This window comes from Sphingopyxis sp. EG6 (genome assembly GCF_003609815.1).
GTDB lineage: Bacteria > Pseudomonadota > Alphaproteobacteria > Sphingomonadales > Sphingomonadaceae > Sphingopyxis.
Map to the genome: position 1 here is coordinate 569,672 of NZ_AP017603.1, position 21,949 is coordinate 591,620.

Here is a 21,949-nt window from a genome sequence, read left to right on the forward strand (position 1 = left end):
ATCGATCCCGGAATATGCCAATCGCGGGCAGAATTACTCGCTCGTCAAATGGCGCGCAACGCCCTTTTGCTTGCGGGTCGGGATGTTTCGACCGAACGCGGATCGGACAAGGCGCCGCGCGGCAGAAATCGAGGCCGAAGCCGCCGGTTGACCAGATATAAAGAAAGCTTTATATCTACTGTCATGAGTGAGCTGATCGACATCTTTCGTGCCCTGGCCGACCCGACGCGCCTGCGAGTCGTGGCGCTGCTGCGCGAAATGGAGCTCGCGATCGGCGAGCTTGCGGTGGTGCTCGACCAGAGCCAGCCGCGCGTTTCCCGCCATGTCCGTATCCTGGTTGAAGCGGGGATTGTCGAGCGGCGGCGGGAAGGCAGTTGGGTGTTCCTGCGGATCGCCAAGAACGGGCCGATCGCCGAGATCATCGGACAAGCGGAAAAATGGCCGTTTTCGACGCGCGAAGCCTTGGTCATCGCGCATGACGCGCGCCGATTGACGGCAGTGCGCGACGAACGCGCCGCGGTCGCCGAACGCTATTTCGCCGAACATGCCGCCGAATGGGACGCAATCCGCTCGCGCCATGTCGCCGAAAGCGAGGTCGAGGCAGCGATGCTGGCGATGATGCACAACCGCCGTCTCGGGCATCTACTCGACATCGGCACCGGCACCGGCCGGATGGCGGAAATCTTCGCGCCGACCGCGCGTCGCATCACCGCGCTCGATCGCAGCCCCGAAATGCTCCGCATCGCCCGCGCCAAGCTGGCGGGGCAGGCGGTTCCGGTCGATCTGGTGCAGGGCGATTTCCTGAACCTGCCGGTCGGCGACGCCAGCGTCGACAGCATCGTCATCCACCAGGCGCTGCATTTTGCGCACGAACCTGACCGTGTGATCGCCGAGGCTAGCCGGGTGCTGCGCGGCGGCGGCCACCTGCTGATCGTCGATTTCGCGCCGCACGAGGATGAGGCGCTGCGCGACCTTGCCGCCCATGCGCGCCTTGGCTTTTCGGACGCGCAGATCCGGGGCTGGTTCGCGTCGGCGGGACTGCTCCTCGAAAACACCCAAACGCTCGAAGGCGGCGAACTGGCGGTCAAGCTCTGGCTTGGCCGCCGCCGCAGCGATGAAGATCAACCGCCGGTCGCCCATGACGGCGACGGCCAACCCAAAAGGCTCGCGGCATGACGTCGAACTTGAACTCGCTGGCCGAGGCCCGCCGCGCCGCGGCGTCGCCGCTGTTCGCCAATCTCGAGGGTGACATCGGCGTCAGCTTCGAATTTTTTCCGCCCAAAACGGAGAAGATGGAAGCGCAGCTTTGGGATACGTTCCGAACCCTCGAACCCTTGGACCCCAGCTTCGTATCGGTGACCTATGGCGCGGGCGGTTCGACGCGCGAGCGCACCCATGCCACCGTTGCGCGCATCGCCGCCGAAAGCGCGGTACCGCCCGCGGCGCACCTGACCTGCGTCGAGGCATCGCGCGCGGAAATCAATGAAGTGGCGGAAGCCTATTGGGAGGCCGGGGTACGCCATATCGTCGCGCTGCGCGGCGATGTGCCGGGCGGGGAACCGTATCGCGCACATCCCGACGGTTACGCCAATGCGGTTGAACTGGTCGCGGGGTTGAAGGCGATCGCACCGTTTGAGATCTCGGTCGCCGCCTACCCCGAAACGCACCCCGACTCCGACTGCCCGCAGGCCGACCTCGACAATCTGAAGCGCAAGCTCGACGCAGGGGCGAACCGTGCGATCACCCAGTTCTTTTTCGCGCCCGACAGCTTCCTGCGCTTCCGCGACGCGGCGGTAGCGGCGGGGATCGACGCGCCGATCATTCCCGGCATCTTGCCCGTATCGAATGTGTCGCAGACGCGGCGCATGGCCGACATGTGCGGCACCGCGATCCCGGCGTGGATGGTGTCGCTGTTCGACGGGCTCGACGATCATCCCGGCGCGCGCCAGCTGGTTGCGGCGACCGTCGCCGCCGAAATGTGCCGCCGCCTCTATGCGGGCGGCGTCCGCGATTTTCACTTCTACACCTTGAACCGCGCTGAACTCAGCTATGCCATTTGTCATCTGCTGGGGCTGCGACCGGTCTCGACCGCAAAGGATCAGGCAGCATGAACAGCGCTCGCGAAGCTCTCTTAGCCGCGGCGAAGGAGCGTATCCTGCTCACCGACGGGGGCTGGGGAACGCAGATACAGAACCGTAAGCTGACCGAAGCCGATTATGCGGGCTCGCTCGGGCTTACGCACGATCAAAAGGGCAATAACGACATATTGGCGCTGACCCGCCCCGACATCGTCACCGCGATCGGCGAGGCCTATCTGGCGGCGGGGTCGGACATCGTGTCGACCAACACCTTCAGCGCCAACCGGATCAGCCAGGCCGATTATGGCGCCGAGCATCTTGTTGGCGACATCAACCGCGAAAGCGCACGATTGGGCCGCGAAACCGCGGTCAAATATGAAGGCATCGACGGGCGCCGCCGCTTTGTCGCGGGCGCGGTCGGGCCGACGAACAAGACGCTGTCGCTGTCGCCCGATGTGAACAATCCCGGCTTTCGCGAGATCGATTTCGACGAATTGAAGGACGTCTATCTGGAACAGGTCGTCGCGCTGGCCGAGGGCGGCGCCGACTTCATCCTGATCGAAACGATCTTCGACACCCTCAATGCCAAGGCGGGAATCGCGGCGACGCTGGAGGCCGAGGCAAAGGTCGGCCGCGAGCTGCCGCTGATGATCTCGATGACGCTCACCGACCTCAGTGGTCGCAACCTGTCGGGCCATACGGTCGAGGCCTTCTGGTATGCGGTGCGCCATGCCAAGCCGTTGACGATCGGCCTCAACTGCTCGTTCGGCGCATCGCAGCTGCGTCCGCACGTCAAGGTGCTCTCGGACATCGCCGACGCGCTGGTGATGGTTTACCCGAACGCGGGCCTGCCCAACGAGCTCGGCGAATATGACGAACTGCCCGAAACGACCGCAGAGCTGGTGCGCGAATGGGCCGATCATGGCCAGGTCAATATCCTCGGCGGCTGCTGCGGTTCGACCCCCGCGCATATCGCTGCGATGGCGAAGGCAGTCGCGGGATTGCCCGCGCGGCAGATTCCGCAAGTGCCGGTGCGCACGCGGCTGGCCGGGCTGGAGCCGTTCACGATGGCGGCATAGTCCCCCTCCCGCTTGCGGGAGGGGCTAGGGGAGGGCCTGATTGCTCCTCTGCCGCCCGACAATTTGACAGACCCTCCCCGACCCCTCCCGCAAGCGGGAGGGGAGAAGAAGACCGAAATGACCGAAACCACCGCCTCCGCCACCAATTTCGTCAACATCGGCGAACGCACCAACGTCACGGGCTCCGCGGCGTTCAAGAAGCTCATCCTCGCCGACGATTACACCGCGGCGGTTGAAGTCGCGCGCCAGCAGGTCGAAAATGGCGCGCAGGTCATCGACGTCAACATGGACGAAGGTCTGCTCGACGCCGAATATGCGATGACGACCTTTTTGAAGCTCATCGCCGCCGAACCCGACATCGCGCGCGTTCCGGTGATGATCGACAGCTCGAAATGGAGCGTCATCGAGGCGGGGCTGAAGTGCGTTCCGGGCAAGCCGATCGTCAATTCGATCAGCATGAAGGAAGGCGAGGAACAGTTCCTCGACCATGCGAAAAAGTGCATGGCCTATGGCGCCGCGGTCGTCGTGATGGCGTTCGACGAGGTCGGACAGGCGGACACGAAAGAGCGCAAGGTCGAGATTTGCGAGCGCGCCTACAAACTGCTCATGACCATCGGCTTCCCGCCCGAGGACATCATCTTCGACCCCAATGTGTTCGCGGTCGCCACCGGGCTCGAAGAACATGACAATTATGCGGTGGATTTTATCGAGGCGGTGAAGGAAATCCGCGTCCGCTGCCCGCACGTCCATTTCTCGGGCGGCCTGTCGAACCTGTCGTTCGGCTTTCGCGGCAACGAGACGGTGCGCCGCGCGATGCACAGCGTGTTCCTCTATTATGCGATCCCCGCCGGGCTCGACATGGCGATCGTCAACGCCGGCCAGCTCGACGTCTACGACACGATCGACCCCGAACTGCGCACCGCGTGCGAGGATGTGATCCTCAACCGCAAGGTCGAGGGCGAGGCAGAATCGCCCACCGAACGCCTCATCGCGCTTGCCGAACGCTACAAGGGCACCACCGCCGCGCAGGAAAAAGCCGCCGAGGAATGGCGCGGCTGGGAAGTGCGCAAGCGGCTCGAACATGCCCTGGTCAAGGGCATCGACGCGCATATTGTCGACGATACCGAAGAGATGCGGCAGCAGATGGACCGCCCGATCGAAGTCATCGAAGGTCCGCTGATGGACGGCATGAACGTCGTCGGCGACCTGTTCGGATCGGGCAAGATGTTCCTGCCGCAGGTCGTGAAATCGGCGCGGGTGATGAAGAAGGCGGTCGCGCACTTGCTCCCCTTTATCGAGGCCGCCAAGGAACCCGGCGCCAAGGGCAAGGGCAAGGTCGTGATGGCGACCGTCAAGGGCGACGTCCACGACATCGGCAAGAATATCGTCGGCGTCGTGCTCCAGTGCAACGGGTTCGAGATCGTCGACCTCGGCGTGATGGTCCCGTGGAGCAAAATCCTCGAAGCCGCGAACGAGAATGACGCCGACATGATCGGCCTCAGCGGCCTCATCACCCCCTCGCTCGACGAGATGGTGACGGTCGCCGAAGAGATGCAACGCGCCGGCATGACGATGCCGCTGCTGATCGGCGGCGCGACGACGTCGAAAGTCCACACGGCGCTGCGCATCGATCCCGCCTATCAGGGACCGGTGCTCCACGTCCTCGATGCAAGCCGCGCGGTCGGCGTTGCGACTGCGCTGGTCAGCGATACCGGGCGCGACGCCTATGTTGCGGGTTACAAAGACGATTACGCCCATATCCGCGACGTGCGCGCGGGCAAGGGGCAGAGCGTCCTCCACACGCTCGAGGAAGCGCGCGCCAATTATTACGACGCCTATCTGAGCGACAAGCCCGCGCCGCCGCTCCAGCCCGGCCTGCACCGCTTCGACGACTGGTCGCTCGACGATCTGCGCGAATGTTTCGACTGGACGCCTTTTTTCCGCGCGTGGGAACTGCACGGCACCTATCCGTCGATCCTTGACGACGAGGTGGTCGGCGAGACGGCGCGCGCGCTCAAGGCCGATGCCGATGCAATGCTCGACAAGCTGATCGCCGAGAAATGGCTGACCGCGCGCGGGGTCTGCGCCTTCTGGCCCTGCGCGCGCGACGGCGACGATGTGACGATCCACCTCGCTGAGGAAGAACGTCATGTCACGCTCCCCTTCCTGCGCCAGCAGATCAAGAAAAGCCGCGACCGCGCCAATATGTGTCTCGCCGACTTCATCGATCCGGCGGGCGACTGGATCGGCGGCTTCGCCGTCGGGATCCACGGCATCGATTCGTATTCGGAACGCTTCCGCGCCGACAAGGATGATTATTCGGACATCCTGCTGAAGGCGCTCGCCGACCGCTTCGCCGAAGCCTTTGCCGAGCGGCTGCACCAGCATGTCCGCACGACGCTCTGGGGCTATGCCCCGGGCGAGCAGCTGACCAATGAGGCGCTGATCAAGGAAGAATATCGCGGCATCCGTCCGGCGCCCGGCTATCCCGCCTGTCCCGACCACAGCCTGAAACCGATCCTGTTCGAACTGCTGGCGGCGGAGGAAAATGCCGGACTGGTGCTGACCGAAAGCTTTGCGATGCTGCCGACCGCGGCGGTGAGCGGCTTTTATTTCGGCCACCCCGAAAGCCAGTATTTCGGCGTCGCGCGGATCGGCAGCGACCAGCTGGAGGATTATGCGCGCCGCCGCGGCGTCGATCTGGAAACCGCGACGCGTTGGCTGCGGCCAAATTTGGATTGAGCGGTTGAAACTCGCGTGCCCCTGCGAAGGCAGGGGCCCATCTCCGGTCGGTGCCATATCTAACCGGCAGGTGATGGGTCCCCGCCTTCGCGGGGACGCACCAGTGTAACGATTGGATATTAGGCTGTCCGACAACAGGACACGCCAAGGATTAACCAGCTTCGCCAACGACTGTAGCCGTAAAAACCGCTATGGCCGACCCATGCTCAAGTCATTCTTCCGTCGGCCCCTGCTGCCGCTGCTCGCCCTGCCGCTCCTCCTCGCCCCGGCGCCGCTCCCCGCGCAGACCGGCGGCGCGCCGTACAGCGTCGATGGCCGCGGCTTCAATCGCCTTCAGGATGCGGTCGATGCCATCGGTGAAGGCGAGGGAACGATCCGTGTTGCGCCCGGCTATCACCGCGACTGTGCGGTGCAGACCGCGGGCCGCATCGCCTTTGTCGCCGCCGAACCGGGCCGCGCGATTTTTGACGGCGTCACTTGCGAGGGCAAGGCGGCGCTGGTGCTGCGCGGCGCAGGCGCGCGGGTCGACGGGCTGGTGTTCCAGAACATGCGCGTCCCCGACGGCAATGGTGCGGGGATCCGGCTGGAGCAAAGCGATCTCGAGATCGTCAACAGCCTGTTCCGGGCCAGCGAACAGGGCATTTTGACCGCCGACGATCCCGAAGCGACATTGACGATCGACCGCTCGACCTTTTCGCGCCTCGGCCGCTGCGACCGCGGCCTCAGCTGCGCGCACAGCGTTTACACCGGCATTTACGGCAAGGTCGTCGTCACGCGGACGCGCTTCGAAAAGGGCAGCGGCGGCCATTATCTGAAAACCCGTGCAATCGCGGTCGACATCAACGACAATAGTTTCGACGACACCCAAGGCACGGCGACCAACTATATGATCGACCTGCCGTCGGGATCGGTCGGCCAGATCGCGAACAACATGTTCGTTCAGGGCAAGGACAAGGAAAATTATTCGGCGCTGATCGCAGTCGCAGCCGAGGAGCGGAAGAACCCGTCGCGCGGGCTGTCGATTGCCGGCAACCGCGCCAGCCTGCCCGCCGGTATCGGGCGCAAGTCGGTGTTCGTTGCCGACTGGAGCGGCGAGGCGTTGGCGATCGGGGCGAATGAGCTGGGTGCGGGGCTGACGCGGTTCGAGAAACGCTGAGCCCAGACTTCCCAAATCCGTTCGTGTCGAGCGAAGTCGAGACACGCGAAGGGTAGCGCGATCCCAACGTGTCTCGACTTCGCTCGACACGAACGGATCCGGGGTGAGCGTTAAGCCTCGCCTCGCGTTTCGATCAGCGAAGCCGCCAACGCCTCGGCGGGCGACTTGCCGCCCCACAGCACGAACTGGAACACCGGGTAAAAGCGCTCGCATTCGTCGATCGCGCTTTCGATCAGTGTCTCGGTCATGTCGAGCGCCAGCGAACCATCGCTGCCCAGCAACATCCCGTGCCGGAACAATATAGTTCCGCTGTTCGACCACAGCTCGAAATGCCCGAGCCACAATTGTTCGTTGATCAGCGCCAGCGCTTCGTGCGCCACGGCGCGCTTTTCCTCGACGACGCGGATGTCGGGGAAGGCGAGCAGCTGGATGACGCCATCGTCGGCGCGCCACACCGCGCGCAGCTCGTACGCCGTCCAGCTACCCTGCGCGGTCGCGACAATCTCGTCCTCGCCGACCATTTCGTGCGGCCAGTCATGCGCGGCAAAATAGGACGCCAGCATGTCCATCGGCGCGGCGTCCTGGCCGTCGTCATCGTCGTAAATATCGTCGCTCATGGGGGCGCTTTAGCGGGTGTTGTCCTGCGACGCGAGTCCGCGAATATTCCGTCGCCCCCGCGAAGGGCGTTTCAGAGTCACGTGCCTCTGAACGCGGCCGCTGGCGGTTTACTCGGCGACGCAGGAAAAGGCCGCTTGCGGCCCCCGCCTTCGCGGGGGCGACGATTAGGCCTTCGGTGCCGCTTTCGGCTTCGCGGCAGACTTCGCCGCCGCTTTCGGTGCAGCCGCAGGCTTTGCCGCACCTTCCAGCTTGTCGAGCCGCGCCTTCAGCGCTTCGGCTTCGGCGCGCGCGGTCGCGGCCATCTGCTTCACCGCTTCAAATTCTTCGCGGCTGACGAAATCCATCCGGCCGACAAATTCCTTGGCGCGGTCGCGCATCGCGGCCTCGGCTTCGCGGCCAGCGCCCGCGACCGTACCGGCAATGCCGTTCACCATCTTCGCCAGATCGTCGAAAAAGCGGTTTTCGCTCTGCATCTCAAAATTCCTTTATCGGACGTCTCAGTCCCTTGCCGTCACCCTATCTGGGTGCTGGCGGCGGCGGGGACAAGGGTTTCGGCGTCGGGATTACGCTGGTCGATCTGGAAATTCAGGATCGCGGCAAAGCTCAGCCACACCATATAGGGGACCAGCAGCCACGCCGCTGCCTTGCGGATCGGGGCAAAGGCAAAGGTCGTCGCGATCGTTGTCAGAAGGATGAAGATGATCAGGTATAGCGCTTTCGTCACCTGATATTGGCCAAAGAACAGCGGCGACCAGGCGAAGTTGGCGATCAGCTGGACAAAGAACAACGTCAGCGCCAGCCCGCGTCCCTTCGCGCCGCGCGCGTGCAGGATCATCGCGAGCGCCAGCCCGAGCATGATGTAAAGAATCGGCCAGACGGTGGCAAACACCCATCCCGGCGGAGTGATCTCGGGCAGGTCGAGCGCGGCGAACCAGCGATTGCCATAACCGCTGTTCGACAGCACCCCCATCAGGCTGCCGATCAGGACGATCGCGGGGACGGTCACCATCGCCCAGCGAAGGTACGACATTCGAAGTTGTCCCGGGGTAGCGATCTCGGTCATGCACATGGTCCTTTGCGCGGGAATCGGCTGATCTAGGATGTCGCGGCGGGCGGGGCTGGCGTCAAGCGGCAGCTTTGACCGCGGCGATCAGAAATTCGACATTACCCTCCGGTCCGGTGATCGGGCTTTCGACCGTTTCAACGACCGTCCAGCCGTTCTGTTCCAGCCAATCGCGCACCGCCGCACACACCCGCGCGTGGACCGCGGCGTCGCGCACGACCCCCTTCTTGCCCACCTCGTGCCGTTCGGCCTCGAACTGCGGTTTGATCAGCGCGACGATACGCGCCCCCGGCTTGGCGAACGACATCGGCACCGGCAGCACCTTGGACAGCGCGATGAAGCTTGCGTCGCAGACGATCAGGTCGATCGGTTCGGGGATGTGGGCCGGCGTCAGGACGCGCGCGCTCGTCTGCTCGTGGACGATGACGCGTTCGTCCTGACGCAGCTTCCACGCCAGCTGGTTCGTCCCCGAATCGACCGCATAGACGCGCGCCGCACCGCGGCTCAGCAACACGTCGGTGAACCCCCCGGTCGACGACCCGACATCGATCGCCACCACGCCCGTCACATCCCAGCCGAGGTGCGTCAGCGCATGGTCAAGCTTGATCCCGCCGCGCGACACCCACGGATGGTCGCGCCCCTTGACGCTCACATCGGCGTCATCGGCGACCTGTTGCCCCGCCTTGTCGATCTTGCGGTCGCCGACGAATGCGAGCCCGGCAAGGATCAGCGCCTGCGCCCGCGTCCGGCTTTCGGCCAGCCCGCGATCGACGAGTAGTTGGTCGGCGCGGACCTTGGCCATCAGCCTAACCTCGTCATTGCGAGGAGCGAAGCGACGCGGCAATCCCCAGCTATCGTCGGCAGAGGCCGATAGCCGGAGATTGCCTCGCTTCGCTCGCAATGACGATCAGGGGCGATCATTTCGCCTTGACCTTGTCCGTAAGCATCCCCGGCGTCAAAATCTGCGGCAGGATCTCGGGCTGCGCCGTCCCCGGCGCGTACCACAGATACAGCGGCACGCTGTTGCGGCCATGTTCGGCCAGCGTCCGCGTGATGACCGGATCGCCATTGGTCCAGTCGCCGACCAGCGTGACGACGCCCGCCTTGTCGAACGCCGTCTGCACCGCCGCGCGGTTGATCGCGCCCGCCTCGTTCGCCTTGCACGACAGGCACCAGTCGGCGGTGAAATAGACGAACACGGGTCTGCCGGTGGCGCGCGCCTTGGCGAGCGCATCGGGGGAGAAGGTCGATCCGCTCGCCTTCGCCGTGCGTTCGGCGTCGGCAACCTCCGTCACCGTGCCGCCCAGGCCAACGACGAAGAGCACGCCCGCGGCGATCAGCAGCCAAGACCGCCGGTCGCCGCGCTGCATCGCGCCATAATGGGTGAGCAGCACCAGCGCCATCGCGACCGCGACGATCGGCCAGATCAGCTGCGACCCGCTGCCGAGTTGCCGCCACAGCAGCCAGCCGAGCGCGAGCGCGGTCAGCCCCATCGGCAGCGCCATCCACTTGCGGAACTTGGCCATCCATGGCCCGGGCTTGGGCAAGCGGTTGCGCAGCGTCGGGACAAACCCGACCGCGAGAAAGGGCAGGGCAAGGCCGAGTCCAAGGCCGCCAAAGATCGGCAGGGCCGCCCATGCGGGCAGCACGAGCGTCGCCCCGAGCGCCGCGCCGAGCAGCGGCCCGCTGCACGGCGTCGCGACAAAGGCGGCAAGCGCCCCGGTCCAGAAGCCGCCCGCTGCGCCCTCCTTGCCCGCCAGCGCCTGCCCGCCGCCGAACGACGGCAGCTCATAGGTGCCCAGCAGGTTGAGCGTGATCGCAATCGCGAGGATCAGCAGTGCCAGCACGCTGACCGGATGCTGCAACTGGAACGCCCAGCCGACCTGCTCGCCTGCCGCACGCAGCGCGACCAGCGCGGCGCCGAGCAGCAGCGCGGTGACGATCGCCCCTGCGGTATAGGCGAGCGCCTCGACCTGAGCCGACCGCGCATCGCCGCCCGAGCGTGCAAGGCTCAGCGCCTTCAGGCTGAGGATCGGAAAGACGCAGGGCATCAGGTTCAGGATCAGCCCGCCGAGGATCGCACCGCCGAGCGCGGTCCAGAACAGCCCCAAGTCGATCGCGCCCGTCGGGCCTGCAATCGCCTCGCCCGCGGCGGGGACCGCGCCCGGTTCGAACTGCACCGACAGTCCGCGCCCTTCGCCGAGCTTGAGCAGCGCCGCGACCGGCCCGCTCGCCTCTCCCTTTGCGCGCGTCTCGACGATGATGAAATCGCCGTTGCGGCTGAAAGTTTGCGGCGCGGCATAATCAACCAGATTTTGCGTCTGCGCGAACAGATAGGGCGCGTCGAGCGCTGACTCGGCGGGCAGGGGAATAGCAAAGCGCACCATATCGCCGCGCCGCTCCCACGTTCCGCTGCGATCGAGCGGCTGCGGCAACAACGCGCGCCAGCTGTCGAAGCGGCTGCGCGACGCGGCTGGCACCGCTCCATCGCCAGCTTTCAGCGCAACGGAAACAACGGACCGTTCCGGCACGCAAACCTTGTCGGTACACGCCAGCCAATTGGCGACCCCCGACAGGGTCAGGTCGCTCCCCTGCGCGACACTTTCGTCCACTTCCACATCGGCAAGCAGCGCATAGGGATGCTCGTAAACATGGTTCATCATGCCGAACAGGATCAGCGGTTCGGGCACCGGATAGCGCAGCGGCGCGACCGTCACACCCTCCGGCAAATTCCATTCGACCGATAGCCCGAACCCGGCGTCGCCGCCGTTGATCCAATAACCGTGCCAGCCCTTGTCGGGGGTCATGGTGAGCGCCAGCGTCGTCGTTCCGCCCGGCGCGGGCGCGGCGGTTTCCGCAACCAGCTTTGGCTGGATATGCGTCGATTGCGCCTGCGCGGGACTGACGGCGAGCAGCGCGAGCGCCGGCAGCACCAGCACCGATTGCCACAGCCTTGTCACAAAAAGGTCGTTGCCGCGATCCATGCCCGTTCCGCTGTCATCCATCTGTCGAGGCTTGCCATATAGGCGGCTTTCGCCGACAGGACAGCCCGTGCTGACACCCTGCCTGACGGAGACGCCGCTCGTGACGCTGAAACATCTCAAAATCGCTCTCGCCGCCACCCTCTGCGTCGGTAGCGCCACCACCGTTTTCGCGCAAAATTCAGCGCCGCCGGTTGCGAAGGTGACCGCCGCGACGCCGCCGCCAAAGCTGATCGTGATGGTCGCGGTCGACCAGTTTTCGGCCGATCTGTTCGCCGAATATCGCGGCAAATTTACCGGCGGGCTGGCGCGGCTGGCATCGGGCGTCGTGTTCCCGTCGGGTTATCAGGCGCATGGCGCTACCGAAACCTGCCCGGGCCACGCGACCATCCTGACCGGCAGCCACCCCGGTCGCGCGGGCATTGTCGCCAATAATTATTTCGACCTGTCGGTCGCGCGCGACGACAAGCGCGTCTATTGCGCTGAGGACGAAAGTGTCGCCGGCACCGCTTCGGGCGGCGGCAAATATGCGCCGTCGGTGAACCATCTGCTCGTCCCGACGCTCGGCGATCTGATGAAGGCGCGCGATCCGAAGGCGCAGGTCGTGTCGGTCGCGGGCAAGGATCGCGCGGCGATCATGATGGGCGGGCGTCAGGCCGACGAACTGATGTGGCTCGCGCCCACCGGGCTCACCAGCTACCGCGGCACTGCCCTGTCGCCGACCGCGGCGCAGGCCGGTGCGGCGATCGCCGCCGCCATCGCGCAGCCGCGCCCGGGGCTCGCACTGCCCGCCGATTGCACGGCGCACGACATTGCCATCCCCGTCGGCGACAAGGGCGCGACCGTCGGCACGGGCCGGATGGCGCGCGACGCGGGCGACTTCCGCCGCTTCATGGCCTCGCCCGAAGCCGACGGCGCGGTGCTCGCGACCGCCGCGGCCTTGCGTCAGGTTCGCAAGATGGGCGAGGGCAGCGGCACCGACCTGCTGATCGTCGGGCTGTCGGCGACCGATTATGTCGGCCATGGCGCAGGGACCGAGGGCAGCGAAATGTGCCTCCAGATGATGGGGCTCGACCGCGAACTCGGCGATTTCTTTGCGCGGCTCGACGCGACGGGCATCGACTATGCCGTCGCACTCACCGCCGATCATGGCGGGCACGACATGCCCGAACGCAACCGCCAGAATGGCTGGCCCGCCGCCGAGCGCGTCGATCGCGCGCTCGACCCCGACGCGCTCGGAAAGGCGGTCGCCGAAAAGCTCGGCCTGCCGCAGCCCTTGCTCTATGGCGACGGGCCGTTCGGCGACATGTATCTGTCGAAAGCGCTGACCCCGGCGCAGCGCAAGGCCGCGCAGGACGAAATTTTGGCCCGGCTGCGCGCGCATCCGCAGATCGAGGCGGTAATAACCGCGGATGAACTCGCGAACCGGCCCATCTCGAATCGCGCGCCCGACACCTGGAGCCTGCACGACAAGCTGCGCGCATCGTTCCACCCGGACCGCTCGGGCGATTTTGTCGTTGTGCTGAAACCGCGCGTCACCCCGATTCCCGAATCGGGGCTTGGCTATGTCGCCACGCACGGGTCGGTGTGGGACTATGACCGGCGCGTCCCGATGCTGTTCTGGCGCAAGGGGCTGACCGGCTTTGAACAGCCGAATGCGGTGATGACCGTGGACATCCTGCCGACGCTGGCGTCGCTGATCGGTCTGCCAGTCGACGCGGGGAAAATCGACGGACGTTGCCTTGACCTGTTGTCAGGCACCGACAGCAGTTGCCGTTAGGAACAAGAAAAGAAACGGAAATGACGATGGATTTGCGGAACTTGTCCGACCGGTTGCTGCTGGTCGGCTGCGGCAATATGGCGGGGGCGATGCTCGATCGCTGGCTCGCGGCGGGGCTTGACCGCGCGCAGGTGGCGATCGTCGATCCCATTGCGGCGCCGCGCGAGGGCATCGTCCAATATGCGGCGCTGGCCGACTGGCAGGCCGCGGGCGCCGCCGCCGACTGGATCATGCTGGGCATGAAGCCTCAGCAACTAAGCGACGTCGCCGATGTCCTCGCGCCGTTGGCAACCGGGGACACGCACCTGCTGTCGATCCTCGCGGGCGTGTCGCTCGCCGATCTTGCGGCGCGCTTTCCGGGCGCCCGCGCGCACGTCCGCATCCTGCCGAATCTGGCCGCGCGTATCGGCGCCGGGGTGACGGCGGTCGCGACGCTGGGCGAGGCCGATCATGCGGCGATCGCGGGCCTGCTCGATCCGCTGGGGCAGACGGTGACACTGGCCGACGATACAACGATGGATCTGATCACCGCCTTTACCGGCAGCGGCCCCGCCTTCGTCTTTCGGCTGATCGAATCCTACGCTGCGGCGGGTGAGCGGCTGGGTCTGTCGGCGGAGGATGCGCTGGCGCTGGCCACCGCAACCTTTGGCGGCGCCACCGCGCTGCTCGCCGACAGCGGCGAAAAGCCGGGAACGCTGATCGCGCAGGTCGCGAGCAAGGGTGGCACCACGCAGGCCGGGCTCGACGTGCTCGACAGCGACGGACAGCTCGCTGCATTGCTCACCAACGTCTTGCGCGCGGCGCGCGACCGCGGCCGCGAACTCGCCGATCTGGCGCGGGGGGAGGGCTGACCGCCGCCTACGATTGGATTGAACCGTAGCCCTGAGCTTGTCGAAGGGCGCATATCGGTGAGGCGCCCTTCGACAAGCTCAGGGCTACGGTGATCAGTGGCTCGATTTGTGCCGGAAGCTGGCTAACCTACATCTTTCCCCAGCGCCGCAATGCGTTTCCGATCGCGCGCCGGGACCAACGCCTCGCTGACGTGCCAGAACCCGGTCACCGCCTGTTGCCCGGCGTGCGTATAGGCGCGGCTCATCGTGTCGCGCAGCAGCACGAAGATAGCGGCTTCGATCGCGCGTCCGGCCTCGGTCAGCCGTAGCTCCTTTTGCCGCCGGTCGCGATTGCCCGGGCGCGTCGTCAACATCGCGCGCGCTTCCAGTTCCTTCACCACGCGCCCCAGCGACTGTTTGGTGATCGCGAGCAGCGCCAGCAGGTCCGAAATCGTCAGCCCCGGCTGGCGCGCAATGAAGTAAAGCGCGCGGTAATGCGCGCGCCCCAGATCCTGTTCGGCCAGCTGTGCGTCGATCGACCGCCACAGCGACGCATGCGCGAAAAACAGAAATTCGATCCCGCGACGCACTTCGTCTTCGCGCAAGAAAAGGGCAGACGCAGCGGGCACTTGTGAAAGAAAATTTTCCTCAGCCATGGTCACTACCGTTGCGCGCCGCGCGGGTCTTTGGCAAGAGGCGCGCTCCATCGACCCCATGACCATAGGTGTTTTCGCATGTCCGCTCCCGCCTTCACCCATCTGCCGCACCCCAATCGCGTTGCGGACGATGTACGCGCGGCGGCGATCGCCGACCCGGCGTTCGGGCGGGTCTTTACCGATCATATGGTGTCGATCCGCTATACCGAGGGGCAGGGCTGGCACGACGCGCAGGTCATGCCGCGCGGGCCGCTGACCCTCGATCCGGCGACCGCGGTGCTGCATTATGCGCAAGAGATTTTCGAGGGGTTGAAGGCATATCGCCTCGACGACGGGTCGATGGCGCTGTTCCGGGTCGAGGCCAATGCCGCGCGCTTCAACGCCAGCGCGCGCCGCATGGCGATGGCCGAAATGCCTGAGGATCTGTTCATCGCCGCGGTCAAGGAAGCCGTCGCTGCCGACGCAAGCTGGTTTCCGCCGGTTGATGGCGGCGCGCTATACCTGCGCCCCTTCATGTTCGCGAGCGAGGTGTTCCTGGGGGTGAAGCCCGCGGCCGAATATCAGTTCCTCGTCATCACCTCGCCCGTCGGCAATTATTTCAAATCGGGCGCGCCGGCGATCTCGCTGTGGGTGTCGGAAGATTATACCCGCGCCGCGCCCGGCGGCACCGGCGCCGCCAAATGCGGCGGCAATTACGCCTCCAGCCTGATCGCGCAGCGCGAGGCGATCGCCAAGGGTCACGACCAAGTCGTCTTCCTCGACGCCGCCGAACATCGCTGGATCGAGGAACTGGGCGGCATGAACATGTTCTTCGTGATGGGCGACGGCAGCATCGTGACCCCGCCGCTGACGGGTACGATCCTGCCCGGCATCACCCGCGACACGATCATCACGCTGGCGCGCGACGCCGGGCTGACGGTGCGCGAGGAACCCTATGCGATCGACCAGTGGCAGGCCGATGCGGAGAGCGGCAAGCTGACCGAAAGCTTTGCCTGCGGCACCGCCGCGGTGGTGACCCCGGTTGGCAAGGTCACGCGCGGGCAGACCAGCTTTACGATCGGCGCTGGTGGTCCCGGACAGGTGACCGGGATGCTGAAAGACAAATTGGTCGACATCCAGCGCGGCCGCGCCGCCGATCCGCACGGCTGGGTGACGCGGCTCTAAGCGGCGCCTTGCAATAGGCGGCGGCGCGTTATAGAGCGCGCCTCGCACCGGCCCGTTGGGGCGTCGCCAAGTGGTAAGGCAGCGGCTTTTGATGCCGCCATTCGCAGGTTCGAATCCTGCCGCCCCAGCCAGCCGGTGCTCTCAAAACCGCCTGACGCCGCTTTGATGCAAACGCTTTATATGGCGCTGCGCCTCAATCGCCGCGCTGGAGCGTCATGGCCAGTTCCTCGACGTCGAGGTCGCGTTCGAGTTCGTGGAGCACCTCGTCTTCGATCAGCCCCGCGCGGTGGATCCGGATCAATTCGGCGCGCCCGGCGGCAATCGCGGCTAGCAGCACGTCGAAATGCGACCGCAACCCGTCCATCGCGGCCCCCGCATCGGCTTCATAGCGCTCCATGAACCCCAAACGCTTGCGATGTTCTTCGAGCATCATGGGATGGATGAGCGTGCCATTCTCATCATAAGCGAGCTTTTCGATGACCGCGAAGCGCGCGCGGGCCATTGCGGCCTCGGCCGCCGGCATCGACATTTTGGCGGGCGGATCGGTGTCGACCGGCTGGACCCGGCGGATCAGCAGCCCAAGGCTGGACCCTTGCGCGACGACGGTGACAAAGATCACCGCAAAGGCGCAGATCAACATCAGATCGCGCCCCGGCATATCGGTGGGCAGGGTCAGTGGCACCGCCAGCGTCACGACGCCGCGCATCCCGGCCCAGCTCAGCACGGTCGCCTGCCGCCAGCCAAGCGGACGGGCGCGTTTCAGTCCGGCCTTGCCGATGATTTTCAGCACCGCCTCCGACCCGAAAACCCACATAAAGCGCGAGATGATCACGCTAAGCACGACCGCGACGACGAGGATGATCCACGACGTCGGCATCGCGCCGATCCCGCCCACGCGCTCGATCGCGCCGCGCAGCGAAAACCCGATCAGGATGAACACCAGCGCTTCGAGGACGAAGACCAGTATCTGCCAGCCCGAATTGGCGCGCAGGCGAATCGCCCCGGGCAGGATTTCATGCTGGTACCACCCCAGCGCCAGGCCCGCAGTGACCGTCGCGATCACGCCCGAAACATGAACGGCTTCACCCGCGAGATAGGCGGCCCAGCAGAGCAGGATCGTGATCAGCATGATCAGCATCGGGTCGTCGAAGCGTTTGGCGAGGAAAATCCAGCCCTTGGCAACCACCGCGCCGACGACGACCCCGCCGAGAGCGACGAAGGCAAAGCTCTGTACCGCCTCGCCGGTATGGAACACCCCGCTTAGGGTCGCGGCGACGGCAAAGCGGAACAGGATCAGCCCGGTCGCATCGTTGAGCAGGCTTTCGCCCTCGAGCAAGGCTTCGAGGCGGCGCGGAAGGTGCACCCCTTTCAGCACCGCGCGCGCCGACACCGCATCGGGCGGTGACACGATGGCACCCAATGCAAAGCAGGCGGCCCAGGGCAGTTCAGGCAGGATCCAGTGCACGACCACCCCAACCACCAGCGTGGTGAACACCACCGCACCGACCGCCAGCGACAATATGCCCGGCAGATGGCGGCGAAAGCGTCCGAGCGCGGTGTAATAAGCACCGTCCATCAGCAGCGGCGGCAGAAACAGCACCAACGCCAGCTCGGGGTCGAGCGAGATCGCGGGCAGGCCGGGAATGAAAGCGAGCGCCCCGCCGCCGACCAGCAGGGCAGTCGCGGGCGGCCAGTTGAGCTTGAGCGCCAGCCAGTGCAGCGCGATCACCAGCGCCAGCAGCCCCAAGACGAGTTCGAAGGTTTCGACCGCGTGCATCGCTTCAGCTCCGCGACGCAACAAGGATAGCTGATGATGGCATGATAAGCCCCCCTGATGGCCCGCCGACTGGTTTGCCTTTGTGGCGCGCTTCGTTCCCGCGATCAATCGCTGGCATGATCGGGTGATTTGACGCCCGCACCGTGCAGTTGGCGGGCGGGGCGAAAAACCTCGGCCTTACCATCTTTCGAGCAGTTGGCGGCTCCCCGGCGAAAGCCGGGGTCCAGGGCGGCATAGCGCAACCCCTGCTCTTGGATGCCATGCCCTTCGGATTTCACCGCGGCACAAATCCGCAATTGCCCAGACGCCATAAACGCCAATAACCTTTATCCCCCGTCCGTCACCCTTGGTGACTGCAACGGGGGATGAGGTTTGGTGTCGACATGAGAACATTAGGTGAACAAGCGGCCATTGTCAACCTATTTCGTGGCGCCCGGATCGGATGGCCGTCGGTTGACGTAAACGTCAATCAAGGCCAGAGCTGCGGAGGAGGCAAGGGAGCAGGTGATGGCAAGGCAACCGAAATTCGATCTGTCGGGCCGGGTGGCCCTTGTCACCGGCGCTTCGTCGGGATTGGGCGCCGGCTTTGCGAAAGCACTGGCGGCGGCGGGGGCCAGGGTTGTGCTCGCCGCGCGCCGCGCCGACAAATTGGCGGAGCAGGTCGCAGCGATCGAGGCGGCGGGCGGGCAGGCGATTGCGGTCAGCATGGATGTCACCGACGAGGCGTCGACCATCGCCGCCTTCGACGCCGCCGAGGCCGCGTTCGGGACGGTCGATACGATTGTCGCCAACGCCGGGGTCGCCACCGAAAAAATGGCGATGGGGCTGTCGGTCGACGAGGTCGATTTCCTGCTCGCCGCCAATGTCCGCGGCGTCTTCCTGACGGCGAACGAAGGCGCCAAGCGGCTCGACAAGGCGGGCAGTCGCGACAAACAGCACGGCCGCATCGTGCTGATCGGCTCGATCACCGCCGAGAAGATCTTTCCCGCGACCTCGGTCTATGGCGCAACCAAGGCGGCGGTGCGCCATCTGGGCAAGGCGTTGGCGCGCGAATGGGCGCGGCGCGGGATTTGCGTCAATGTGATCCAGCCCGGCTATTTCGAATCCGAAATGACCGCCGAACTGCTGGAGAGCGACGTCGGTGCGGCGATGGTCAAAAGCTTTCCGCGACAGCGGATGCGGTCGCCCAGCGACCTGCACGCGCCTTTGCTGCTGCTCTGCTCCGACGCGGCGCAAGGGATTACCGGCAGCGTCTTTACCATCGACGACGGGCAGACGCTGTGAGCGAGCTGCTGATCGAAGCGCGCGGCGCGGTCGAGATCGCGACGCTCAACCGCCCCGAGCGGCTCAACGCGCTGAGCGATGGGCTGGCCGAGGAACTCAACGCCTATTTCGGCGGACTGGCCGATCGCCGGGACGTGCGCGTCGTCATCCTGCGCGGAGCGGGGCGCGGCTTTTGCGCCGGGCTCGACATTCAGGAGGATCGGTCGTCGGACGAAACTCCGGTGCTGCGTACGCTGCGTACCCAGACCGCGATCGGCAATATTTACCGCAAGATGCGCGCCTGTCCGCAGCCGATCATCGCGCTCGGCCATGGCGCGGCGTGCGGGGGCGGGCTGTCGCTGCTGCTCGCGTCCGACGTGCGCTACGCCACCCCCGATTTTCGCTGCAACGCCGCCTATATCCGCATCGGGCTTGGCGGCTGCGACATGGCGTCGAGCTATTTCCTGCCGCGGCTGGTCGGCGCGAGCCTCGCGTCGGAGATGATCCTGACCGGGCGCTTCATCGATGCCGAGCGCGCGCTGCGCGCCGGGCTGGTCAGCGAGATCGTCGAACCGGACGAACTGCTGGGTCGCGGCCTCGCGCTCGCCGACGAGATGCTCGCAACCAGCCCCTATGGCCTGCGGCTGTCGAAACAGGCCCTCAATCTCAACATCGATGCGCAGAGCCTCGACGCCGCGATGGCGATCGAGGATCGCCAGCAGGTGATCCTGTCGGCGACCGAAGACCATCGCGAGGCGCTCGCTGCCTTCCTGGAAAAACGTGCGCCCGAATATCGCGAACGCTAGTCCGCTCGCCCCAACTTGACTCGCCGATATATTGGCATAGTAAGTGCCATTATCCCATGGGGAGGGGGCGATGGCAGTGCGCGTGAGGACCACCAACGTGCCGGGTCGCAAGGGCCGGTTCCCGCGTACTGCCATCATTTTTGGCGCCGCGCTGCTGCTGGCCGCGCCGGTTCAGGCGCAGGGGGAAAAGACGCCGCCGCGCCAGCCCAATATCGTCATCCTGCTCGCCGACGACTGGGGGTTCACCGATGTCGGCGCATTCGGCGCGGAATTTGCGACCCCCAATCTCGATGCGCTCGCCTATGCCGGGACGCGCTTTACCAATTTCCATGTCGCCGGTTCCTGCTCGCCGACGCGGGCGATGCTCCAGACCGGGGTGATGAACCACCGCAACGGCCTCGGCAACATGCCCGAGACGATCCCCGACGAACATCGCGGCAAGCCCGGGTACGACACGGTGATGAACCACCGCGTGGTGACGATTGCCCAGCTGCTGAAGGCGGCGGGCTATCGCACTTATTTTACCGGCAAATGGCATCTGGGGAGCGACGCGACCCGCCTGCCGCACGCGCGCGGCTATGACCGGGCATACAGTCTGGCCGATGCGGGCGCCGACAATTTCGAGCAGCGCCCGATCGAGGGGCTGTACGACACCGCCGCGTGGACCGAAAATGGCAAACCCGCGACACTGCCCAAGGACTATTACTCCTCACGCTTCGTCGTCCAGAAGATGATCGATTATGTCGAGGCGGACCGGGCGAGCGGCAAACCCTTCCTCGCCTCGATCAACTTCCTCGCCAATCATATCCCGGTGCAGGCGCCCGACAGCGATATTGCCCGCTATGCGGCGTTGTACCAGGACGGCTGGACCGCGCTGCGGCAGGCGCGGGTGAAGCGCGCCGCCGCGCTCGGCATCGTCCCTGCGGGTGTACCGATCGTCACGATGCCGACGACCGCCGATTGGCAAAAGCTGGACGCCGACGAACGCGCCGCCGCGGTGCGGGTGATGCAGGCCTATGCCGGGATGGCGACCGCGATGGACCGCGAGGTCGGGCGGCTGGTCGCGCATCTGAAGGCCACCGGCGATTATGACAACACGATCTTCGTGTTCCTGTCGGACAATGGCGCCGAGCCGACCAACCCGTTCGGCAGCCTGCGCAACCGGCTGTTCCTCGACATGCAATATGACCTGTCGACCGCCAATATCGGGCGCCGCGGCAGCTTCAGCGCGATCGGACCCGGCTGGGCGAGCGCCGCGGCGTCGCCTTTGTCGGGATATAAATTCAGCGCGACCGAGGGCGGGCTGCGCGTCCCGCTGATCGTGACCTGGCCGGGGAACAAACAGGTGCAGGCGGGCGCGATCCGTCACGGGCTGGCGCATGTGACCGACATATTGCCGACGCTGACCGAACTCGCCGGGGTCGCCGGCCATGGTGGCCGCTGGCAGGGTAAGGATGTCGAGCCGGTGACGGGCCGCAGCCTCGTCCCGATGCTGACCGGGCAAACGGACAGCGTGCATGGCGACACGCCGCTCGGCTACGAGCTGTCGGGCAATGCGGCGCTGTTCCGCGGCGATTACAAACTGGTGCGGAATCTGCCCCCGACCGGCGACGGAAAATGGCGGCTATTCGACCTCAAATCCGACCCCGGCGAGACGCGCGACCTGTCGGCGGCGCAGCCCGAACGGTTCGCTGCGATGCTCGCCGACTACCGCGCCTATGCCAAAGCCAATGGCGTGCTCGACATGCCCGCGGGCTACACCGCCAACGAACAGATCAACGCCTATGCGTGGGAGCAGCAGGGGAAGAAGCGCGCGATCAAGGCGGCGCTGTGGCTGGGCGGCGGGTTGCTGGCGCTGACGCTCTTGGTCTGGGGCTGGCGGCGGCGTGCGCGGCGGTAGTTCCAGTGATCTAGACCGTTGTCGGCTTTGGGATGGAGAACGGACGTTGCCGATCC

Annotated in this window: 18 protein-coding genes and 1 tRNA gene; 12 read left to right on the forward strand and 7 right to left on the reverse strand. The window is 65.7% G+C overall.

Annotated features, from left to right (window positions below):
* The first annotated feature begins 183 nt into the window (after nt 1–183).
* From SPYCW_RS02835 to SPYCW_RS02855, 5 genes are all read left to right on the forward strand, one after another.
* On the forward strand, nt 184–1,176 hold the full coding sequence (locus SPYCW_RS02835; protein ID WP_120215502.1) for an ArsR/SmtB family transcription factor: 993 nt from the start codon (nt 184–186) through the stop codon (nt 1,174–1,176).
* Nucleotides 1,173–2,111, forward strand: a complete 939-nt coding sequence (gene metF, locus SPYCW_RS02840; RefSeq protein WP_120215503.1) for a methylenetetrahydrofolate reductase — start codon at nt 1,173–1,175, stop codon at nt 2,109–2,111. Before SPYCW_RS02835 ends, metF begins: the two co-directional genes overlap by 4 nt.
* Nucleotides 2,108–3,157: a homocysteine S-methyltransferase family protein gene (locus tag SPYCW_RS02845; protein ID WP_120215504.1), complete on the forward strand. Its 1,050-nt coding sequence runs from the start codon at nt 2,108–2,110 to the stop codon at nt 3,155–3,157. The genes metF and SPYCW_RS02845 overlap by 4 nt, the downstream gene beginning before the upstream one ends.
* Before the next feature lie 117 nt (nt 3,158–3,274).
* Nucleotides 3,275–5,899 (forward strand): methionine synthase, encoded by a 2,625-nt coding sequence (gene metH / locus SPYCW_RS02850; RefSeq protein ID WP_120215505.1) that lies wholly within the window; start codon nt 3,275–3,277, stop codon nt 5,897–5,899.
* 202 nt (nt 5,900–6,101) lie between these two features.
* Nucleotides 6,102–7,055 (forward strand): right-handed parallel beta-helix repeat-containing protein, encoded by a 954-nt coding sequence (locus SPYCW_RS02855; protein WP_120215506.1) that lies wholly within the window; start codon nt 6,102–6,104, stop codon nt 7,053–7,055.
* A gap of 110 nt (nt 7,056–7,165) precedes the next feature.
* On the opposite strand, the gene SPYCW_RS02860 is transcribed toward SPYCW_RS02855, so the two are convergent.
* The 5 genes from SPYCW_RS02860 to SPYCW_RS02880 all read right to left on the reverse strand — a co-directional run bounded on the left by SPYCW_RS02860 (nt 7,166) and on the right by SPYCW_RS02880 (nt 11,720).
* Nucleotides 7,166–7,672, reverse strand: a complete 507-nt coding sequence (locus SPYCW_RS02860; protein ID WP_120215507.1) for a YbjN domain-containing protein — start codon at nt 7,670–7,672, stop codon at nt 7,166–7,168.
* Between the two features lie 165 nt (nt 7,673–7,837).
* Nucleotides 7,838–8,146: an accessory factor UbiK family protein gene (locus SPYCW_RS02865; RefSeq protein ID WP_120215508.1), complete on the reverse strand. Its 309-nt coding sequence runs from the start codon at nt 8,144–8,146 to the stop codon at nt 7,838–7,840.
* A 38-nt stretch (nt 8,147–8,184) separates the two neighbouring features.
* Nucleotides 8,185–8,736 carry a TspO/MBR family protein gene (locus SPYCW_RS02870; protein ID WP_120215509.1) on the reverse strand — a complete coding sequence of 184 codons (552 nt, stop codon included), beginning with the start codon at nt 8,734–8,736 and terminating at the stop codon, nt 8,185–8,187.
* Nucleotides 8,737–8,797: 61 nt separating this feature from the next.
* Nucleotides 8,798–9,538 (reverse strand): TlyA family RNA methyltransferase, encoded by a 741-nt coding sequence (locus SPYCW_RS02875; protein ID WP_120215510.1) that lies wholly within the window; start codon nt 9,536–9,538, stop codon nt 8,798–8,800.
* A gap of 115 nt (nt 9,539–9,653) precedes the next feature.
* Nucleotides 9,654–11,720 (reverse strand): protein-disulfide reductase DsbD family protein, encoded by a 2,067-nt coding sequence (locus tag SPYCW_RS02880; protein WP_120215511.1) that lies wholly within the window; start codon nt 11,718–11,720, stop codon nt 9,654–9,656.
* 67 nt (nt 11,721–11,787) lie between these two features.
* Here SPYCW_RS02880 and SPYCW_RS02885 point away from each other — a divergent pair, with 67 nt between their 5' ends.
* Entirely contained in the window at nt 11,788–13,497 is a 1,710-nt protein-coding gene (locus SPYCW_RS02885; RefSeq protein ID WP_232014810.1) for an alkaline phosphatase family protein, read from the forward strand.
* Between the two features lie 20 nt (nt 13,498–13,517).
* Nucleotides 13,518–14,348 carry a pyrroline-5-carboxylate reductase gene (gene proC / locus SPYCW_RS02890; protein ID WP_120215513.1) on the forward strand — a complete coding sequence of 277 codons (831 nt, stop codon included), beginning with the start codon at nt 13,518–13,520 and terminating at the stop codon, nt 14,346–14,348.
* Nucleotides 14,349–14,470: 122 nt separating this feature from the next.
* Here proC and SPYCW_RS02895 read toward each other — a convergent pair whose 3' ends face one another.
* A complete protein-coding gene (locus SPYCW_RS02895) occupies nt 14,471–14,983 on the reverse strand; it encodes a MarR family winged helix-turn-helix transcriptional regulator (protein ID WP_120215514.1) in 513 nt (170 codons plus the stop codon).
* 78 nt (nt 14,984–15,061) lie between these two features.
* Here SPYCW_RS02895 and SPYCW_RS02900 point away from each other — a divergent pair, with 78 nt between their 5' ends.
* Both SPYCW_RS02900 and SPYCW_RS02905 read left to right on the forward strand, forming a co-directional pair.
* Nucleotides 15,062–16,147: a branched-chain amino acid aminotransferase gene (locus SPYCW_RS02900; RefSeq protein WP_120215515.1), complete on the forward strand. Its 1,086-nt coding sequence runs from the start codon at nt 15,062–15,064 to the stop codon at nt 16,145–16,147.
* Nucleotides 16,148–16,203: 56 nt separating this feature from the next.
* Nucleotides 16,204–16,278, forward strand: a tRNA-Gln gene (locus tag SPYCW_RS02905).
* A gap of 62 nt (nt 16,279–16,340) precedes the next feature.
* On the opposite strand, the gene SPYCW_RS02910 is transcribed toward SPYCW_RS02905, so the two are convergent.
* The gene (locus SPYCW_RS02910; RefSeq protein WP_120215516.1) at nt 16,341–17,924 is read right to left on the reverse strand and encodes a Na+/H+ antiporter; all 1,584 of its coding nucleotides are present in this window, start codon (nt 17,922–17,924) and stop codon (nt 16,341–16,343) included.
* Between the two features lie 507 nt (nt 17,925–18,431).
* On the opposite strand from SPYCW_RS02910, the gene SPYCW_RS02915 reads away from it, so the two are divergent.
* The 3 genes from SPYCW_RS02915 (at nt 18,432) to SPYCW_RS02925 (ending at nt 21,893) form a co-directional block, all read left to right on the forward strand.
* Nucleotides 18,432–19,208, forward strand: coding sequence for an SDR family oxidoreductase (locus SPYCW_RS02915; protein WP_120215517.1), 777 nt, complete (start codon nt 18,432–18,434; stop codon nt 19,206–19,208).
* Nucleotides 19,205–19,993 (forward strand): enoyl-CoA hydratase/isomerase family protein, encoded by a 789-nt coding sequence (locus tag SPYCW_RS02920; protein ID WP_120215518.1) that lies wholly within the window; start codon nt 19,205–19,207, stop codon nt 19,991–19,993. Before SPYCW_RS02915 ends, SPYCW_RS02920 begins: the two co-directional genes overlap by 4 nt.
* Before the next feature lie 82 nt (nt 19,994–20,075).
* Complete coding sequence (locus SPYCW_RS02925) at nt 20,076–21,893, forward strand: arylsulfatase (RefSeq protein WP_232014811.1); 1,818 nt, start codon at nt 20,076–20,078, stop codon at nt 21,891–21,893.
* The last annotated feature ends 56 nt before the right edge of the window (nt 21,894–21,949 follow it).

Bases quoted from the DNA above. Each gene is read 5' to 3' on its own strand.
- SPYCW_RS02900 (WP_120215515.1), top strand. From the start codon at position 15,062: ATGTCCGCTCCCGCCTTCACCCATCTGCCGCACCCCAATCGCGTTGCG.
- SPYCW_RS02915 (WP_120215517.1), top strand. From the start codon at position 18,432: ATGGCAAGGCAACCGAAATTCGATCTGTCGGGCCGGGTGGCCCTTGTC.
- SPYCW_RS02855 (WP_120215506.1), top strand. From the start codon at position 6,102: ATGCTCAAGTCATTCTTCCGTCGGCCCCTGCTGCCGCTGCTCGCCCTG.
- proC (WP_120215513.1), top strand. From the start codon at position 13,518: ATGACGATGGATTTGCGGAACTTGTCCGACCGGTTGCTGCTGGTCGGC.
- SPYCW_RS02880 (WP_120215511.1), bottom strand. From the start codon at position 11,720: ATGGATCGCGGCAACGACCTTTTTGTGACAAGGCTGTGGCAATCGGTG.
- SPYCW_RS02865 (WP_120215508.1), bottom strand. From the start codon at position 8,146: ATGCAGAGCGAAAACCGCTTTTTCGACGATCTGGCGAAGATGGTGAAC.
- SPYCW_RS02875 (WP_120215510.1), bottom strand. From the start codon at position 9,538: ATGGCCAAGGTCCGCGCCGACCAACTACTCGTCGATCGCGGGCTGGCC.
- metH (WP_120215505.1), top strand. From the start codon at position 3,275: ATGACCGAAACCACCGCCTCCGCCACCAATTTCGTCAACATCGGCGAA.
- metF (WP_120215503.1), top strand. From the start codon at position 1,173: ATGACGTCGAACTTGAACTCGCTGGCCGAGGCCCGCCGCGCCGCGGCG.
- SPYCW_RS02895 (WP_120215514.1), bottom strand. From the start codon at position 14,983: ATGGCTGAGGAAAATTTTCTTTCACAAGTGCCCGCTGCGTCTGCCCTT.
- SPYCW_RS02910 (WP_120215516.1), bottom strand. From the start codon at position 17,924: ATGCACGCGGTCGAAACCTTCGAACTCGTCTTGGGGCTGCTGGCGCTG.
- SPYCW_RS02845 (WP_120215504.1), top strand. From the start codon at position 2,108: ATGAACAGCGCTCGCGAAGCTCTCTTAGCCGCGGCGAAGGAGCGTATC.
- SPYCW_RS02870 (WP_120215509.1), bottom strand. From the start codon at position 8,736: ATGACCGAGATCGCTACCCCGGGACAACTTCGAATGTCGTACCTTCGC.
- SPYCW_RS02835 (WP_120215502.1), top strand. From the start codon at position 184: ATGAGTGAGCTGATCGACATCTTTCGTGCCCTGGCCGACCCGACGCGC.
- SPYCW_RS02860 (WP_120215507.1), bottom strand. From the start codon at position 7,672: ATGAGCGACGATATTTACGACGATGACGACGGCCAGGACGCCGCGCCG.